The organism is Micromonospora sp. NPDC049366 (assembly GCF_044466625.1).
GTDB lineage: Bacteria > Actinomycetota > Actinomycetes > Mycobacteriales > Micromonosporaceae > Micromonospora.
The window spans coordinates 1-16,908 of the sequence record NZ_JBITMV010000044.1 but is presented as its reverse complement, the minus strand read 5'-3'; the positions used below and the strand labels follow the sequence as shown (position 1 = coordinate 16,908).

11 protein-coding genes and 1 pseudogene are annotated in these 16,908 nt (G+C 68.1%); 6 read left to right on the top strand and 6 right to left on the bottom strand.

Going from position 1 to position 16,908, the window contains the following annotated elements:
• Positions 1-26: 26 nt before the first annotated feature.
• The gene (locus tag ACIBTV_RS31165) at positions 27-206 is read right to left on the bottom strand and encodes a hypothetical protein (RefSeq protein ID WP_396710738.1); all 180 of its coding nucleotides are present in this window, start codon (positions 204-206) and stop codon (positions 27-29) included.
• Positions 207-704: 498 nt separating this feature from the next.
• Positions 705-926 carry a hypothetical protein gene (locus tag ACIBTV_RS31160; RefSeq protein ID WP_396710736.1) on the bottom strand — a complete coding sequence of 74 codons (222 nt, stop codon included), beginning with the start codon at positions 924-926 and terminating at the stop codon, positions 705-707.
• A gap of 118 nt (positions 927-1,044) precedes the next feature.
• On the opposite strand from ACIBTV_RS31160, the gene ACIBTV_RS31155 reads away from it, so the two are divergent.
• The 3 genes and pseudogenes from ACIBTV_RS31155 to ACIBTV_RS31145 all read left to right on the top strand — a co-directional run bounded on the left by ACIBTV_RS31155 (position 1,045) and on the right by ACIBTV_RS31145 (position 5,942).
• The gene (locus ACIBTV_RS31155) at positions 1,045-3,486 is read left to right on the top strand and encodes an OTU domain-containing protein (RefSeq protein ID WP_396710734.1); all 2,442 of its coding nucleotides are present in this window, start codon (positions 1,045-1,047) and stop codon (positions 3,484-3,486) included.
• A 207-nt stretch (positions 3,487-3,693) separates the two neighbouring features.
• Positions 3,694-5,165 (top strand): annotated as a pseudogene (locus ACIBTV_RS31150) (NF041680 family putative transposase).
• A gap of 120 nt (positions 5,166-5,285) precedes the next feature.
• Positions 5,286-5,942: a hypothetical protein gene (locus ACIBTV_RS31145; protein ID WP_396710732.1), complete on the top strand. Its 657-nt coding sequence runs from the start codon at positions 5,286-5,288 to the stop codon at positions 5,940-5,942.
• A 407-nt stretch (positions 5,943-6,349) separates the two neighbouring features.
• On the opposite strand, the gene ACIBTV_RS31140 is transcribed toward ACIBTV_RS31145, so the two are convergent.
• The 4 genes from ACIBTV_RS31140 to ACIBTV_RS31125 all read right to left on the bottom strand — a co-directional run bounded on the left by ACIBTV_RS31140 (position 6,350) and on the right by ACIBTV_RS31125 (position 9,647).
• Positions 6,350-6,631 carry a winged helix-turn-helix transcriptional regulator gene (locus ACIBTV_RS31140; RefSeq protein WP_396710730.1) on the bottom strand — a complete coding sequence of 94 codons (282 nt, stop codon included), beginning with the start codon at positions 6,629-6,631 and terminating at the stop codon, positions 6,350-6,352.
• The gene (locus tag ACIBTV_RS31135) at positions 6,628-7,032 is read right to left on the bottom strand and encodes a VOC family protein (RefSeq protein ID WP_396710728.1); all 405 of its coding nucleotides are present in this window, start codon (positions 7,030-7,032) and stop codon (positions 6,628-6,630) included. The genes ACIBTV_RS31140 and ACIBTV_RS31135 overlap by 4 nt, the downstream gene beginning before the upstream one ends.
• A 236-nt stretch (positions 7,033-7,268) precedes the next feature.
• Positions 7,269-7,649: a transposase gene (locus ACIBTV_RS31130; protein ID WP_396710726.1), complete on the bottom strand. Its 381-nt coding sequence runs from the start codon at positions 7,647-7,649 to the stop codon at positions 7,269-7,271.
• A 66-nt stretch (positions 7,650-7,715) separates the two neighbouring features.
• A complete protein-coding gene (locus tag ACIBTV_RS31125; protein WP_396710725.1) occupies positions 7,716-9,647 on the bottom strand; it encodes a hypothetical protein in 1,932 nt (643 codons plus the stop codon).
• A 275-nt stretch (positions 9,648-9,922) separates the two neighbouring features.
• On the opposite strand from ACIBTV_RS31125, the gene ACIBTV_RS31120 reads away from it, so the two are divergent.
• The 3 genes from ACIBTV_RS31120 (at position 9,923) to ACIBTV_RS31110 (ending at position 16,483) form a co-directional block, all read left to right on the top strand.
• The gene (locus ACIBTV_RS31120) at positions 9,923-12,568 is read left to right on the top strand and encodes a transcriptional regulator (protein ID WP_396710723.1); all 2,646 of its coding nucleotides are present in this window, start codon (positions 9,923-9,925) and stop codon (positions 12,566-12,568) included.
• A 691-nt stretch (positions 12,569-13,259) separates the two neighbouring features.
• Positions 13,260-16,169: a hypothetical protein gene (locus tag ACIBTV_RS31115; RefSeq protein WP_396710721.1), complete on the top strand. Its 2,910-nt coding sequence runs from the start codon at positions 13,260-13,262 to the stop codon at positions 16,167-16,169.
• The gene (locus ACIBTV_RS31110) at positions 16,169-16,483 is read left to right on the top strand and encodes a hypothetical protein (RefSeq protein WP_396710719.1); all 315 of its coding nucleotides are present in this window, start codon (positions 16,169-16,171) and stop codon (positions 16,481-16,483) included. The genes ACIBTV_RS31115 and ACIBTV_RS31110 overlap by 1 nt, the downstream gene beginning before the upstream one ends.
• The last annotated feature ends 425 nt before the right edge of the window (positions 16,484-16,908 follow it).

Here is a 16,908-nt window from a genome sequence, read left to right as displayed (position 1 = left end):
GTGGTCGTCGGTTTGATCATGAACGGTCAGATCGACCACGGCATCCTCGGACCCACCGCGGTCTCCTCGGCGCTGAACAGGCTGACGTTCCACGGTGTCGGCGCCGCCCGCGACACGGTGACCGGCGACGGGAGAACGACCGGCGGACCGAGACCGTCGGGAACCTCCACACCCTCGACCGACAACCCGGACACGATCGCGGACACCGACCCGGTACCCGCCTATGAACCCCCACCCCTGGCGTATTCGACGTCTGCGCCGCCGGTCGGGCCGCCGCCCGGATACACCGAAACCCACCCCGGCGTGGGCGCAGCAGCCGGCACCGAAGCAACCGTCGGCACAGCCGCCGGCACCGGCACGGGCACGGCTGCCGGCACGGGTGCAGGTACGGGCACGGGCGTGGGTGCGGCTGGCACGAGCACCGATGGTGCGACTGTGCCTGGCGCCGGGGTCGTGGGCGGATCGGCCTCCGCGACCGGCGGGAGAGTCCCACCGACTCCCGGCCAGCCGTCGACGCTCGGCGTCTCCCCGACCACAGCTACCTCCCCGGACTCGCCACACACCCCGCGGGTGTCATCACCCCCTGCGCACACCCCGACCGCGGCCACCTCCAGCACCGCATCCGGGCCCGAACCGCTCACAAACCCTGCGCTCTCACCATCCCACCCACCCAACGACACGGCCGCGGCCCCGCACCCGGACCTTCACCACGGATCCAACCCCTCGACAGGTGAACAGGTCGACACGTTCACCGCTTCCCCACCCGACAGCGACACCCCCACGACCAGCGACGCCCCCGCGGCCAGCGACACTTCCCCACCCGCGCCGTTGGCTGTTCCTGGCGCCTGGTCCGCCCCGCCTGCCACCACCACGACATCCGCCACCATCACCGACGGACCCACCACCACGTCACCGGCCTCCGCCACCGGGCCGGACCCGACAGACCCCACCACGCTCGCGGCCGACGCCCCACGACAAGCCCCCCGCACCGCGCCCGGCGAACAGACACCCGTCGCCTACGACCTCACCACCGTGCGACACATCGTGGACCGCGTCGCCGACCGACCACGCCCCAGCCCAACAGATCACCTGATCGACGACAGTCGACGAGCCCAACTGTGCGTCGAGATGCTCACCGAGATCCAACAGGAGCTCTACCCACACCGCGCACCCATCGCCCGCGCCCGACACACCACCGACGACGGCTGGCTCAACACCGGACACGTCACCGACCAGATCGGTCACGGCCTGCGATGGCAACCCGTTCGCTCCTGGAACGACCTCGAAGGCCACCTCACCACGGCCGGACCCGGAAGCACCGCCCTCGTCCTGCAACAACGACCCCACGACATCGGCCACGCACTCGTCCTGCACCACAGCACCGACGCCCAGCGACCACTGCAGTGGCTCGAGCCCCAAAACCCACCCGGTGACCGACTCATCGACCACCCCGACCGAGCCACCGTCCACGCACGCCTGGGCACCCCCCTGCACGCCCAAGCCATCATCCTCGACCCCACCGGCACCGCTGTCAGCGTCGCCACCCGCGAGCCACACCCCGACGAACACACCACCAACAGCCAACGAGCCGCCCCGACGCAAGCACGACGGACCACCCAATCCGAATCCACCGCCCAGGCACTGATCGAGCTACCACTGGACCACCGCTACGGCGCACCCCGCCGACACGCCGACGACGTCCCAGCTCTCACAAGAACGTCGGACGAGCTGAAGATCAGCCTGATCTTCCGCCACCCTCACAAGTCGACACTGATCAACACGCAGACGAATGAGCGAGTGGAGCTCACATCTACGCAGGCCGTAGTGCTGCGTGAACTAATCAGCGCTCATTATAGGAGCCCAGGGAAGGGCATATGTTCGGATGCAGACTTAAACAAGGCGTACCGCGCTCTCAGGCCAGCCCTACCGAAGCCACCTGATCGGTGGCGCGCGTATGCCGTCGGGCAACTGCGGGATAAGCTTATAGAAATCCATTCCGACCTGGAGATTCTGTCTCCCACTCCGCAGTATTTTGGGTATCGGTTAGGGGGAATTGAGCTGCCCCCGGACGATGTCCTCGAACTTCCAGGGATCAGGCTGGAATTTTACCCAGAGGAGTGTCGGCTCACCAACATTCATGCCCCGGCGAATGAACCCGTGTCCTTGGGTCTGGTGGCGGGTGCGGTTCTGCGGAAATTGATCAGAGCCCGGGTCGAGAATCCAAGAAAATCCGTCTCGACAACAGCCCTCGTGGCGGCCTACAACGCCTTGAACCCCGCCTTCCCTCTCAAACCTGGCCGCCTGAAATCCGCTCTTTCTGAAGCGCGCAGATCCCTTTCCGAGATTGATGCCGATTGGCGGATCCCGCAAGCGGCGCGTAGCGAAGGTAACAAGCGGATATCGTATTGGTTAGTACACAAGGATGATGGACCGCGCCGCAGCGTCGTCGATGCCGTCGCCGCCTCCCCGGCACCCCACGCGCGACCTCGCGGAACCACACCCCCACCGCAGTGCCAGCCGGCGTCCCCCGAGGTGGCGGAAAACACCGACCGGCTATCCAACGAGTGGCGCCGCGAGTTCGAGAATACGCATGGCCCACTACCGATCTTTCCCACTCACCCCTCACACGCCAGCGCCGCCCAACCAGCCACCGCCAGCAACGCCTACCCCTTCCAAATCGATGCAGAAGACGGGCCCCCCGTCGATGTGCCCATGCCCGCTGTCGGCGTGGGTGAGACAGCAGAAGACACCGACCTGCTGTTCGACGAGTGGCGGCGCGAGTTCGAGGAGACGTATGGCCCACTATCGCTCAATCCTGACGATCTGCCGATGTTCGATGGCTCACCGTTGCCCCCCACGCCCAGGCACCTCCAGCCAGAGTTGCCACGAGTGCTTGTTCGGGTGCCGGGCAACGGCTGGTGTCTGCTCTACTCCGTGATATTGTCCGCGCCCACGCAGGTGGCAGCGCTGCTGAGACTGCCGGATTCCAGCTTCGATAACGACCCGCGGGATGCCATCGTTGCCGAATGGCTGGATGAACTCGCGCAATACCCACCAGCAGCCGCGGAAGCAGTAAGCAGAGATCCGGATTTCGTCAATGCGGCGCAGGTCGTGGCCAACCGACTGGCGCGAATTGTTCGCGACCCAGCGACATTCCGCTATATGCCAGATTTCCTGCAACCGTTAATTGATATCCACGTATCCGGCGGCGTTACGAGCGGCGCCGGCTGGCCGACTTCGCTAGACGAAAATGCGCGCGGAGCCTTTGCGGATGCCGTCCGTGACTGGAGCGCCAGTTGGAACAGCGATATCGGCGATGCGTTCGTCTCCCTGCTCGCCGAAACGCTCGACGCGCGCATATACGTCCACAACCTAGCAGGAGGCTCCTACTGCCTCGACCCGGACGGACAAGTTCGGTCGATAGAGGTACACCTCTTGTACACCAACAACGACCACTGGGACGCACTGCTCCCCGCCGATATGTGAACGCCCGGGGTAATCAGCAACAGCGCTGCCGACAGTGGGCCGGTCACCAACGGATCCGTGCTGGTTTAGGCTGAAGGAATCAGCCTGGGACTAGCTTGATCTTTAACCTGTCGGGCAGTGGCATCGACCCCGGCTGATCATGAGGACAGCCCTTGATCGATCATTCCTCTTGTCTAGGGAAGAAGATCGCAAACCAAGGGCTGTCTGGTGATCAGTGTGCACGATGCTGGAGCGTTCGACGCGGTCGGGCGGCTGGCCGCGTTCCGGCGTGAGTTCCACGCCTGTCTGACCGCTCGCGGGGATGCGTTGTTCGAGCTGGCAGACGCGCTGTTGTGCGGTGACGCGCCGGTGCGGTCTCTGGTGGAGTTGTCGCTGGTGGGTGAGCACCGCCGCGGTCACGGCTCGCTGTACGCGGCGTTGAACCGCGGCCGGATCGACATCGAGCGGCTGCGGACCGCGGTGGCGGCGGTGCCGCTGCCGCGCGCCGCGGACGGGCGGATCGTCCTGACGGTGGACGTGACCTGCTGGCTGCGGCCGGAGGCGCACACCTGCCCGGAGCGGGTGCTGTGCCACACCTACGGGCGCGGCAAGGACACCCACATCGGGGTTCCGGGCTGGCCGTACTCATTCGTCACCGCCTTGGAGGCCGGGCGCACCTCGTGGACCGCGCCGTTGGACGCCCGCCGGCTGGTCCCCGGCGACGACGCCGGCACGGTCACCGCCACCAGATGCGGGATGTGGTGCAGCGGCTGATCGCTGCCGGACAGTGGCAGCCTGGTGATCCGGACATGTGGATCGTCGCGGATGCCGGCTACGACGGGCCCCGGCTGGCGTTCCTGCTGGCCGATCTACCCGTTCAGGTTCTGGTGCGGATGCGGTCGGACCGGGTGCTGCGCCGACCCGCGCCACCCCGGCTACCCGCCACCACCGGCCGCCCGCCCCGCCACGGCGGCGAGTTCATCTTCGGTGACCCGGGCAGCTGGGGCGACCCGGGCGTCGCCACGACCACCGACACCCGTCTCTACGGCACCGCGACCGTGCGGGCCTGGCACCGGCTGCACCCGAGGCTGACCCACCGCACCGCCTGGACCGCCCAACACGGCCCGCTGCCGATCATCGAAGGCACCGTGATCCTGCTGACCGTCGACCGGCTGCCCAGCGGCGCCACCGCGAAACCAGTCTGGCTCTGGTGGTCGCAGGCAACCGCTACTGACGCCCAGGTTGACCTGCTCTGGTAGGCGTTCCTGCGCCGCTTCGACATCGAACACACCTTCCGCATGCTCAAACAGACCCTCGGCTGGACCAGCCCGAAACCGCGCGACCCGCACGCCGCCGACCGCTGGACCTGGCTCGTGCTGGCCGCCTACACCCAGCTACGCCTCGCCCGGGGCGCTGTCGGCGACCTGCGTCGGCCCTGGGAACGCCCCGCACCGCCCGAACGACTCACGCCCGCCCGCGTCCGCCGAGGCTTTCGGCACCTACGCGCCAAAGCCGGCAACCCCGCCTGCGCGCCGAAACCCTCCCGGCCAGGACCCGGCCGACCACCCGGACTACGCAACCACCACCCCGCAGCCCGCCACGACGTCCACATCGTCACCGCTGCTACCAGCACAAAACCGAACGGTGGCACGAAGAAAACGAAGACTTCGAATAACCCGAGGCCACGCCGCACAGGTTAAAGATCAAGCTAGGTCTCCTGCTCGGGTGAGCAGGAGACCTACCGCATCAAGTTCGAGTCCGGCCGTGAAGTCATCTCGACCGCAGAGCACGTCTGGTACACCGTCCGTAGTCGCACCAAGTTGACCACCCCCGACCTGGTTGGCGAGAAGGTCCCCGTCATGTCGGCTCCACGCCCGGCCGAGGACGGCGACTATTGGGTCGGCGTCATGCGGGGCATCATCTACGGCGACGGCAGCACAACCAGCGACACCCCCGCTGGGGAGCCGGGCAAGGCGTACATCCGGATCTACAGCGACGAGGAGCGCGAGCTGCTGTCCATCTTTGAGAAGTTCGGCCACCGGGTGCAGGTTCATGGTGACGGCGTCGGCTATGTCGGCCGGCTGCCGCGCGCGTGGAAGCGCGAGTTTCCCTCCACTGAGAAGACGCCATCGTCTTGGCGCGGCTTCATGGCTGGCTGGCTCGCTGCCGGCGGACACGTTGACAAGCGTGGCGTCGTAACGCTGTTCAACAAGAACGAGCCGATCCTGACCGATGCCCCTGCCGGCCTCCTCAAGGCGGGCGTCATCACGAGCCTCGTCGTGTTGCACCGCGAGGACAGCCCGTTCAGGCCGGGCCAGCAGGCACCGCTCTACCGGCTGAGCCTGCGCCGGTTCTGCATGGACCCACGCGACTTTCTGACGCAGGAGAAGCGCGAGCGGTTTTTTTGGGGCCAGACCGGTACGTTTCGCACTCGAAAGCGACACCGTCGTAGCGGTCGAGAAGACCGGTATCACTGAGCTGGTGTACTGCTGCTTGGAGAACGTGACCAAGTCGTGGACGGTCAACGGCGTGCTTACCGGCAGTCGGTGATCCGTAGATCGTTTCCATGTTGACCGACGTACCATGCGCCGCGTCGATCAGGGCAACCTTCGGTCGGCTGCCGTTGCGGATGTTGCCCGCCTTGCAGCGGCCGGATCGCGTCTCTCGTAGCCGAGATGCTCGGTCAATCTCTTGTTCAATGCGGTCTCCGGGCCCGTCCAGGGAGCGTCGCTCGGATCAAGGCGGCTCGTTGACGAAGCGTGCCGGTTCGTCGATGGGTCTCTGATGAGATGTGGGCGCGCGGCTGCAGCCGTATGTGCCGGACCGGTCGCCGCAGCGCGGCGGCCGGTGGGCCGATCACCGTGAAGTGATCGACAGATGGTTCCTAGGCGTCGTTCTTGCCCCAGTTGCCGAGTGCGACGATCGCCTCGCGCAAGGCGAGCCCGCGATCGGTCAGCGCATAGGCCCGCGTGTTGTGTCGAAGGGGCAGGCGGATCAGCACGCCAGCCGCTTCGAGCTCGCGCAGGCGTGTCGCGAGCATGTTCGTCGGCACGCCGAGGTCGCGCTGCAGATCGCCGTAGCGTTGTGGCCCGTCGAGCAGCCGTTCCACGATGAGCAGGGCCCATCGTGCTCCGACGATGTCGAGGGCCGCGGCGAGGTCGCTCACGCGGTCGGATCGGCGTCGGCCTTCATCCAGAACGGTGAGTAGTGGTAGCCGTCGGGGTCGTCGAATTGGCGCTGGTACATGAAGGGGTAGTCGTCGGTGTCACCGATCCGCCCGCCGGCGGCGCCGGCGCGGTCAACGAGCTCGTCGACCTCCTCGCGGCTGCCGAGGTTGAACGAGACCGTGACCTTCGAGGGCGTCTGAGGTCCGCCGATCAGCTCTTCGACTCCGCCGACGCTCGCGTACATCTCGCGGCTGCCGAGCATGACGTACTGCTCGGGCGCGATCGCGAAGCACGACACATTGTGGTCGGACATCTCGGTGTTAAGGGCCCAGCCGAGGGCCGTGTAGAAGGCGGTTGCGCGCTCGACGCTCTCGACCGGGCAGGTGATGAAGAGGCTCATGTGGGCCATGCTTGCAAAATGCAAGTGGTCCGTCAAGGGGCATGCGTCCCGCACAAGGGTCGGGTACTGCCTGCGTCCCACACGACGGTGTTGCCGTGGACGTCCGGGTCCTCGACGAGGTACCGCGATGGCGTTCATGACTGCTTTGAACTGGGGCGCGTCGCCGGGTTGGCCAGCGGTGACGAGCAGGCTCATCCGCCGGCAGCGCGACTCCGCGGCCAGATGGACCTCGGTGGTCAGGCCGCCTCACGACCGGCCGAGGCGGTGGTCGACCGGCTCGTGGCACGGTGGTCTTTTCCCGGCCGGAGTCCGGCGGCGTGCTGGTGGGCCCGGACCGCCGTGGAGTCAACTGCGGTGACCAGCCAGTCGAGCTCACCGGCGGCATCAGCGTCGGCCTGCACCGCGGTCAGCAGCCGCTGCCACGTCCCGTCGAGGGTCCACCGCCGCAACCGCGAGTAGGCCCCCTTCCAGGAACCGAACTCGGCGGGCAGGTCGTGCCACGGCGACCCCGTGCGGTACTTCCACGCGATCGTTTCGATCACTTCACGGTGATCGGCCCACCGGCCGCCGCGCTGCGGCGACCGGTCCGGCACATACGGCTGCAGCCGCGCCCACATCTCATGAGATCCATCGACGAGCCGGCACGCTTCGTCAACGAGCCGCCTTGATCCGAGCGACGCTCCCTAGGTGCGGTCGACGAGTCGTCGCAGTGTTGTCCCTACGGTAGGGAAGGCCAGCCGCAGGGTGTGGGCGGTGAGTTGGGCGCCCCACCAGGTGAGAGCGACGAGGTAGCCAACAGCCAGGGCGCCGCTGGTGTTGTAGCTGAAGACGAGGGCGTAGCCGACGGCAAGACCAGGTGTGGTGATGGCGCGGATCAGGCGGCCGCGGCTGGCGGTCAGGGCGGTGGCTGCGCCGAGGAGGGCCGCGCCGAGGCTGCCGGCTATGCCGGCGGTGGCGTTCGTCTGGATGGGGGTGGTGAGGGTGAGGGCCGCGCGCATGAGGAAGATGCCGGCGGCGGCGAGGAGCGCGTGGGTGATGGCGGGGCGGGTCAGGGTGAGCCAGGTGGGCAGCGCGTCGGCGGGGATGCGGGGTGCGGTGGCGGCGATGAGGGCGGCGCAGACGGCCAGGGGCAGGGCGGCGCCGAGGGTCCATCTGAGGTAGGGGCTGTAGTCGAATCCGACGGCTGTGCCGGTGGCGAGCCCGTAGAGGGTGGCGGCGATGGCGCCGCCGACGGCGGCGGTGAGGTATCCCCGTCGGATGAGGTTGCCGGTGGTGGGTTCGGGTGTTGACGCGGTGGCCGTGCCGGCGAGCCAGGTGGTGGGTGCCAGGTGTGCGACGGCGAAGGCCGTGAGCATGGCGAGTGCGCCGGCGGTGCCGAGTTGCGGTAGTGAGGTGCGGGCGCCGACGACCCAGCCGTTGACGGTGGTGATGTCGGCGGTGAGGACGGCTTGCAGGAGCAGCGTCAGCGAGGACGCGCCGATGAGCAGGGCGCCGGTGAGGTCGCTGATCCGCAGCCGCACGCGGGGTAGCCGGGCGGCGCCGGCCGGCAGCCCTGGCTGGTGGGTGGCGGTGAGGGTCAGGGCTGCGTCGGCGAGGGCATGGGGGTGCTCGACGAGGGTCGGAGTGACGCCGGTCGTGTCGGTGAGCTGGTCGGTGAGAGCGGGTAGGGCATCAGCCGGGCGCAGGACGACCGCGGTGAGGTGTTCGCGGTCGATGTCGGCGGCGTCGAGCAGGTCGTGGACTACGCCGGGTATCTGATCGAGCAGGGGCTGCGCGGCGGTGGTGATGTCGTCTCGGGTGATGACCGCGGGCTGTCGGGGTGCGGGCAGCAGGATCGGCGCCCGCTCCTGGTCGGCGAGCAGGTGACGGGCGGTGCGGACGGATTCCAGGAGTGCGAGGCGGCTGGCCGCGGTGTCGTCCGCCGGTTGGGTGATCGCGGTTCGGAGGGGGTCGTTGTCGGCGGTCACGGTGTGCACAACGCGATGGGTGATGAGGTGGTCCAGGTTGGGTACGCCGTCGAGCTGCCGGGTTGCCAGTTCGCGATAGCCGTCGTCGGCAGTCTGCAGGACGGTGAGGGTTGCCGGGTGGCGGTCCGCTTGGCAGACGAGCACGCAGGAGCCTTCGGGTGAGGTCAGGCCGAGCGCGGCGGTGTAGGTGGCGAGGGCGGCGGGTGCGGTGACCAGGGCGGGAGAGGGCAGTCCCGCTCGAGATGCCGCTTCGCTGACGTGTCCGCGGCGGCGTGGCCCCCAGGCGGGTGGGATGGCCACGGTGAGCTCGGCGGCCGGCTGGCCGACCTGGTGGGCGGCGTAATACCCGATGTGCCGCAGGACGGCGGCGAGCAGGTCCACCGGATCGGGTTGCGCCGTGTCGGCGTCGGCGGGCATGCCGAGCAGACCGGCGGGGTCGTCGACGAACCGGTGGTCGGCCGGGAGGGACCTCGCGGCGGTGCTGTCGAGGCCGACGTAGAGCTGGCCGGCGGGGCCGAACGCGACGCCCAGCGGCATGGTGAGGCGACCGTCGATGAGGATCGGTACCCGCGTGCCGTGCCGGCTGACGGTGGCGGCGATGGCTGAGGAACTGAGATCGATCGACAGTCTGGCGCCCCCGCTTGGCATGAGGGGCAGTCTCGCGCGTGGGGGAGCGGTGACGTCAACCGTGATCGTCTCCGCGTGATCCTTTGTGCGCGGATGGTGAGAATCCTTCTCGGCGGGATGGCCGCAGACGTTCATCCTCGTGTATGCGAAGAGGTTGACGATCAACTGCGGGGGAGGGATCGGTGCCGCAGATGTCCCCGGACAAGGGCGACAGGCTCGCCGAGTACGGTGCACGGCCCACGGTCCACCCTCCGCGAGAATCGCCTCCGTGTCACGGTGGTTCGCTGCCCCGGTCAATGGCCAGGGCCGGTCGTGCTGCCGTCGGCGCCGGCATCTTCCTGATCGTGGTGCCGGCGGTACTGTGGTCCGCCGGCGGCGACCCGGTGCGACGCCTACCGGCCTGGTCGCAGATCCCGGACTGGTTCGCACGCTCCAGCGGACGATTCACCCCCGACGTCCTCATCGGCGCGGCGCTTTGGCTGATGTGGCTGCTGTGGGGCGTCTTCGCGCTGCTGCTGCTCGCCGAGGTCCTCGCGGTGCTGACCCGGTGGCGGATTCCCGCGCTCAGGTTGCCGGCCCCGCTGCACCGGCTCGTCTTCGGCTTGGCCGGCACCGCCGCGCTGGCCGTCACGTCCGCCGGCACTCTCGTCCGCACGACCACCCCGGACCAGCCCACCACGTCGACGGCGGCGGAACGGGTGGAGGTTCCTCGGCAGGCCGTCGCCCGCGGGCCGGCCGTCATCCACGTCGCCGAGCAGCGCTACCTCTACACCGTCGAGCGACACGACACCCTGTCCAAGGTCGCCAAGCAGTGGCTCGGCGACGCGAACCGGTGGCCGGAAATCTGCCACCTGAACAAACACCGCCACTTCCCCGGCACCGGCGGCATTCTGCGCGACTGCGACCTCATCTACCCCGGGTGGGAACTCCGGCTGCCCGCCGACGCCCGCCCACCGAAGGCTGCCACACCCGCAACGCCACCCAAGCCACCGTCGCCGGCTACACCTCGTCCGGCCATCCCGTCCGCCTCGCCGAGCGCGCATCCTGAGCCACCAGCCGTGCAGCCACCTGCGACCGCCCAGGCACCGAGGCCCAGCCCCGGCACCACCTCGTCGCCGGCCCCGAGCACACCAGCGTCCGCACCGGCTCCATCGTCGACAGCCTCCAGGCCCGCCACCTCGCCGGTCACGCCGCCAGTCACCGACACCCACAACCCCGCCGTCGTCTCGGACGAAGACGGGGTGCAGCTGTCGGCCTCCAGTTGGCTGCCCTGGTCACTCGCCGCCGCGATCGGCGCCGCCACCGCCCTGGTGTGGCTACAGCGCCGACGCCGCTACATCGGCGAACCCGACACCGACCCACCCACCGAACTGCCCCCACCGGTCGTTCAGATCCGCCGCGCCATCGCCGCCCACGCAACCGAGCCACCGTCCACGGACAACGGCGACTCGGAACCGTCGGCCCTGGTGTCCGAGCTCGCGTCACTGCCGAGCGGCGGAATCGGCGTCGTCGGCGACGGCGCGCACGCCGCAGCCCGCGCTGCTCTCGCTGCAGTCCTGGCCTCCGGAGGCCCCCACCACCCTCACGCGCGCGGTGAGGTCATCATCGACACCACCACCATGGCGACGCTTTTCGGCGCCGTCACGGCAGCCAGCGCGCCGTGGCCACGGCTGCACATCGTCGACAGCCTCGGTGATGCCCTCACCGCGATCGAAGCACGGCTCCTGCACCGCAACCGCATCCTCGACGAGCACGCGCTGACCGATCTCGACACCCTGCGGCAGCAGGCCCCTGACGAGGAAGCCTTACCACCGGTCGTGCTCATCACCGCCGCCCCACCCGCCAACGCCTCCATGCAGACGAAGACCGCACTCACGCTCGGCGGCGACGTTGACATCTCCGCCATGCTGCTCGGCGAATGGCCGCACGGCACCACCATCACCGTCTCCTCGGACGGCCACACCACCGTCGCGTCCGGGCCGACCGGGGCGCCGATCCCGCCGCGCCTGCCCGTGCTCGAGACCGACACCGCCCGGCAGATCCTTGCGACCCTGCGGGAAGCACAGACCGGGGAAACCGCCCCGAGTCCGTCACCCGGCACGCCAGCCCAGACCGTTGCGTTGCAGGTGAGTCGAACCGACACCACGTCTCCCGACCGGTCCGCAGCGGTCACCGCGCCTGTCGACGCCACCCCGAGGGTCAAGGCGCGACTGCGGGTGCTCGGGCCGCCGCACATCGACGACATCAGCCACCCCGGACGGCCGCTACGCGCCAAAGCCCTCGAACTCGCTGTGTTCCTCGCCTGCCACCCCGACGGCGCCACCACCCGCGACATCGGCGAATACCTCGAGCCCGACGCCCGCCTCAGCCAAGCCGACCAACGCGTCCACACCAACGCCAGCAACCTGCGACACGTGCTCGGTCGTGCCTCCACCCCCGACGTGAGAAACGCCTACCTGGTCAAGGGCGGCGGACGATACCGGCTCGACCCCACCACCGTCGACGTCGACGTCTGGACACTGCGCGACCTGCTCCACGCCGCCACCATCGCCACCGGCCCCCGCCGCCGCGAACTACTCACTGCCGCTTGCGGCCTCTACAGCGCGCCGCTGGCGGACGGCCAGGACTACGAATGGCTTCCGCCGCATCGGGAGACCGTGCGCCGCTGGGGCACCGAAGCGCATCTGCTGCTGGCAGACGACCTCATCGACTCCGAACCGCAGACCGCATCCGACCTGCTCGACAAAGCCATCGCACTGGACCGCTACAACGAGGCCCTCTACACCCGCGCCATGCATGCGCGCCACGCCCTCGGCGATCCCGACGGCATCCGTACCCTCCTACGCGCCCTGACCAAAGCCCTGGTCGACCTCGACGCCGAACCCCAGGAGGCGACCATTGCCCTCGCCAGCCGACTTCGCAGTAGCCGCGTCGCTCGATGAGAGCCGGCAGGAACGCGGTGGCGTATCCGCGTCAAGCTGGCGCAACGTGTCCGCTTAGACAGCCGATCACAGATCGACGCCGTGCTAACGCACACCGCTCGGAGGCTTTAGTTGTCCAGCTCTGAACGTTGATGACATGGCGGTGATCGTCGGTGGCGAAACTCCAGGCGGAGTGATACCTGTGTCGAAATGCCGCGTTACCTTGGCCAGTTGGATGTCGACGAGCTCGCCGAGCTTTCCGGCCGCGGCGGATGGCGTACCCAGGGTCGCCGCCAGGCGAATTCCACCACAGTGCCAGGCCCGAGCGCACTACCGACCGATGGGCGCCAGAGGCGGATAAGCGGTCCTGCGCACAGCCTTGATATGACCGTGCCGGTGTCATCACCGACATCGGCAGCGGCTGCCGCGTCCGGTCCTGATGCAAGTGATCAGAGCCGGGACGTCTCAGTTTCGGCGGTCAATCGCAGACTGACAGGACAGACAGGTTTCCGACAAGCCCAGAGCTGTACTGCATCGGGACCGTCATGGTCCGCTGGTAAAGGATGGGCTGTCGGCCTCTTCCTTCGTCAGGCCGAGCATGACGTCGAGCCGATTGATCAGAGGTCGTCATGCATCCTGCGGACGGCCAAGAGGTTGCGCACAGGGTCTAACACTCGGCAGTGTCGCCGCTGCCCATACTGGTGGAGGGGCCGTGAGCACGGTAGGCGGAGTTGACCGTCTGATCGACAGCATCAGCCGTGCCCGCAGCGGTGACCACGCCGAACTTCTCAGCTCGGAGATCACTGACCTCGCGGCGGGCTTGTACAAGTCGGCGCTGAAGCTTGGCTACGGAGGAGACCGGTACGGTCTTGACGCCGAACTTGCCGCCGTGCTGGCCGAGTATTACCTTGCGCGGCACCAGCTGGGCGACGCCGATGTTGATCTATTGTCGGGGATCACCTGCCTGATGGCAGCGTACTTCGCCGACGCGGATGTTCTTGCCGAAGACGACCGGCGTCTGGCCGAGGAGCTCGCACGGCAGCATGCGCTGAGCATCGGTGCGACCGCGTGGAGCCGCGACGTCGGCGACATGCTGGCAGCCGTAAGGGAAACGGGCAGCGTCGCGCTGCGTAACCAGCTGATCACGCGAGCGCGGATCGGTGTCGGCATCGCCAGTGCAGGAACCGTGGAGCGTTCAGCCCTCCTGGCGGACCTTTCGGCAGGTCTGAACGACCGCTTCTTTCAGACCGGGGACGTCGACGCTCTGTCGGAGGCCATCGAGGTTGCCCGCACCGCCGTAAGGGAGACGCCTCACGATCAGCTCATGTGGTCCCTGTGCCGAAACAACCTGGGCGCGGGCCTCCGCGTACGGTACGAGACAACGGGGGCGGTCGCGGACCTCGACGAGGCCATCGCCGTGTTCCGGGAAGTGGCCGATGATCCGGCCGTGAGTACCTCGAACGCACGTGTGGGCGCGATTTCCAACCTCTCGGTCGCCTTGCGGCAACGCTACGAGCTGACCGGTGACCGGTCGGATATTGACGAGGCGATCCGTCGGGGCCGCCGGGCGGTGATTCTGGCCGAGCAAAACCCGCCGGCCCAGCGCGAATACCGGTCCAACCTGGCCGCGGCGCTTGTAACGCGAATGAGGTCACGATCGGGCACGCAGGACGGGCGCCGTGACATCGACGAGGCGGTCACCCTGTATCGCGAGGCCGTCGCGGTGCCCGCTGACGACATGATGCAGGACGGGGTAGACCGTCAACGGCTCGCCATCGCCCTGCGATACCGGTTTCAGATGGACGGGCGCGAAGATGACATCGATGAGGCCATCGCCCTGGCACGTGGCTTGACTGATCATGTTGCCCCGCATCTGCGGCCGCAAGAACTGGCGACCCTGGCCGGGACTCTGCTCGCTCGCCTGCGGCACGGCGGCGGCGACGCCGCCGTGGAAGCAGAAGCGTTGCAGGTCGCCCGGGACGCGCTGGCGGTTACGCCGGTCGGTCACATCGGGCGCATCATGGCGTTGACCACCCTGCGCGACGTTCTGCGTTATCGGTGGGAACGGCTCAGATCTCCCGCCGACCTGAACGAGATCATCGATCTCGACCGGTCCATCGTCGCCGACGGGCCCGTCCGCGGTTGGCGCCTGGCCCGTAGCCTCAACCACCTGGGCGCGGACCTGTCGGTACGGCACGAACGCAGCGGTGACCCTGCCGATTTCGACGCCGCCGCAGCCATGCACCGGGCCGCTGCCGACGCCGCGCCGCCCGGACACGTCGAACACGCGCGGGCGCTGGCACTGCTGGCACTCGTCGTCCACCAGCAGTCGTCCCCGGCCGAGGGCGATGATTCACCTGATGGCGACACCCATGCGACGCCGGCCTTCGATGTCACCCCCCGCGATGATCCCAGCTGGGCGTATCGCACCTTCCGGGACTCCGTCGACCTGCGGACGAGGTTCGAGCAAGCAGGCGATCCCGCCGACCTGGACCAGGCCATCCGCCTCGGCAGGCGTGCCTTGGCCGCTGCCGAGGCGACCTCCGGGATCACCGCCCACATTCTGTCCCATCTCGGCGCCGCCCACCGCACCCGCTATGAACACCTCGGCGACTCCGGTGACCTCGACGTGGCCGTCGCGGTCGGACGGGCGGCCATCGCCGTGGCCGGCACCGGGGACACCGGTCACGCTCACGCGCTCAGCCACCTCTCCCTGGCGTACTTGCGTCAGGCCGACCGCACCGACGACTTGGTGCATCTCGACCTCGCCGTGGAACTCGGCCGCGCCGCTGTAGCTGCAGAGCCGCAGGACGCCTCTGATTCCACTCGGGCGCTGCACCTGTCGAACCTGGCGATTCTGCTGCAGGTGCGAGGCGACGCTGACCGCAACGTCGCAGGCTTCCGGCGCAACGACTACCGGGAAGCGGTCGACATCCTGTATCAGTCCGTCGAGCTGCAGCCGCGGAATAGCGCAAACGCCGCTCGATACCTACACAACCTCGCCACCGCCCGACTTGCCGTGGCCAAGCTTGACGATTCGCTCACCGCATCCGAACTTGACGAGGTCACCGACCTTTTCCGCGAGTCTGTCACGCTGACCGCCGCGAACCATCCCGCCTTGGCAGGACGACGGTGGGCGCTCGCCGATGCCCTGTACCGGCGCCACCGTGTTGCCCCTGACGGCGATCGGCACCTGGCGGAAGCGCTGCAGATTTGGCAGGAAGTCGCCACCTCAACACTCGCGCCGGTCAGGGTTCGGGTGCTCGCCGCGCGCATGTGGGGCGCCGTAGCCGTGCGCATCGAGGATTACAACGCATCAATCGCCGCGTTTCACACCGCCGTCGGCCTACTGCCCATGGCTGCCAGCCGCGGACTGATCCGGTCTGACCGGGAAAGCATGCTGGAAGACTGGACGGGCCTGGCCAGCACGGCAGCGGCTGCGGCGCTTGCCGCGGAGCGACCCGACGACGCCATCGAACTGCTGGAGAGCGGCCGCGCAGTCCTTTGGCAGCAGGTTATGGACACAAGCGACGACATAGCGCTGCTGGCGGTACACGAACCGGGACTCGCGGCCCGGTTGAGGCAGCTGAACGCCCTGCTCGACTCAGAGGAACGCTCGTAATGAGATACCACCTCATCGGGTTGACCTCGGGAGAATTCCTCACCGTCCGGGCCAACGACCGACCTCACATCCTCGTCTTCCACGACATGCAGCTGGCTGTGCGATGCATGGACACCGTCTGCCGCGCGTGGCCGGAGAGCGGAGCCGCTTTGCTGCTCACGATGGAGGCTCCAAGCAGGGCCGAGGTGGAGGATTCGTTACGGTCGACGCCGGGCATCCCCGCCGACCTGACTGTGTTGTTCGTCGACAACCCGCTTTTCCTGGATCTTGTGGAGGAACTGGCGCGGTTGTCGCGGGCGGTGAGCGACTTATGAACGCATGCACCTGCGGCAACGCCACCGTAGTCGCCGGTACAAACAAGGCAGGACTCACCCGTGCGTATACCAGACACTGACGCCTATTTGACCACCGAGCGACGGATGGCCCTCGCCCGTGAGCGTGATCAGATCCTCGCGAAAGTTCGAGGTCTCGACGGCTTCGCCGACTTCCTACGCCCGCCCCGGGTCAAGGCGCTGCTGCCCGCCGCAGCCGACGGGCCGATCGCTGTCATCAACGTCAGCTCCTCTCGCTGCGACGCGTTGCTGGTACGCGTAACCGGCGTCCAACCAGTGCGCTTACCCCACCTGAACCTCGGCGCAGTCATTGGGGGCTTGACCCCTGATCCTGGACACGGGGGTTATGCGGCCGGGGCCAGCGTAGCTGGCGCTGGCCGGGTGCTCTTCTCGTAGGTGATCGGTGA

Bases quoted from the DNA above. Each gene is read 5' to 3' on its own strand.
- ACIBTV_RS31135 (WP_396710728.1), bottom strand. From the start codon at position 7,032: ATGAGCCTCTTCATCACCTGCCCGGTCGAGAGCGTCGAGCGCGCAACC.
- ACIBTV_RS31130 (WP_396710726.1), bottom strand. From the start codon at position 7,649: ATGTGGGCGCGGCTGCAGCCGTATGTGCCGGACCGGTCGCCGCAGCGC.
- ACIBTV_RS31125 (WP_396710725.1), bottom strand. From the start codon at position 9,647: ATGCCAAGCGGGGGCGCCAGACTGTCGATCGATCTCAGTTCCTCAGCC.
- ACIBTV_RS31120 (WP_396710723.1), top strand. From the start codon at position 9,923: ATGGCCAGGGCCGGTCGTGCTGCCGTCGGCGCCGGCATCTTCCTGATC.
- ACIBTV_RS31110 (WP_396710719.1), top strand. From the start codon at position 16,169: ATGAGATACCACCTCATCGGGTTGACCTCGGGAGAATTCCTCACCGTC.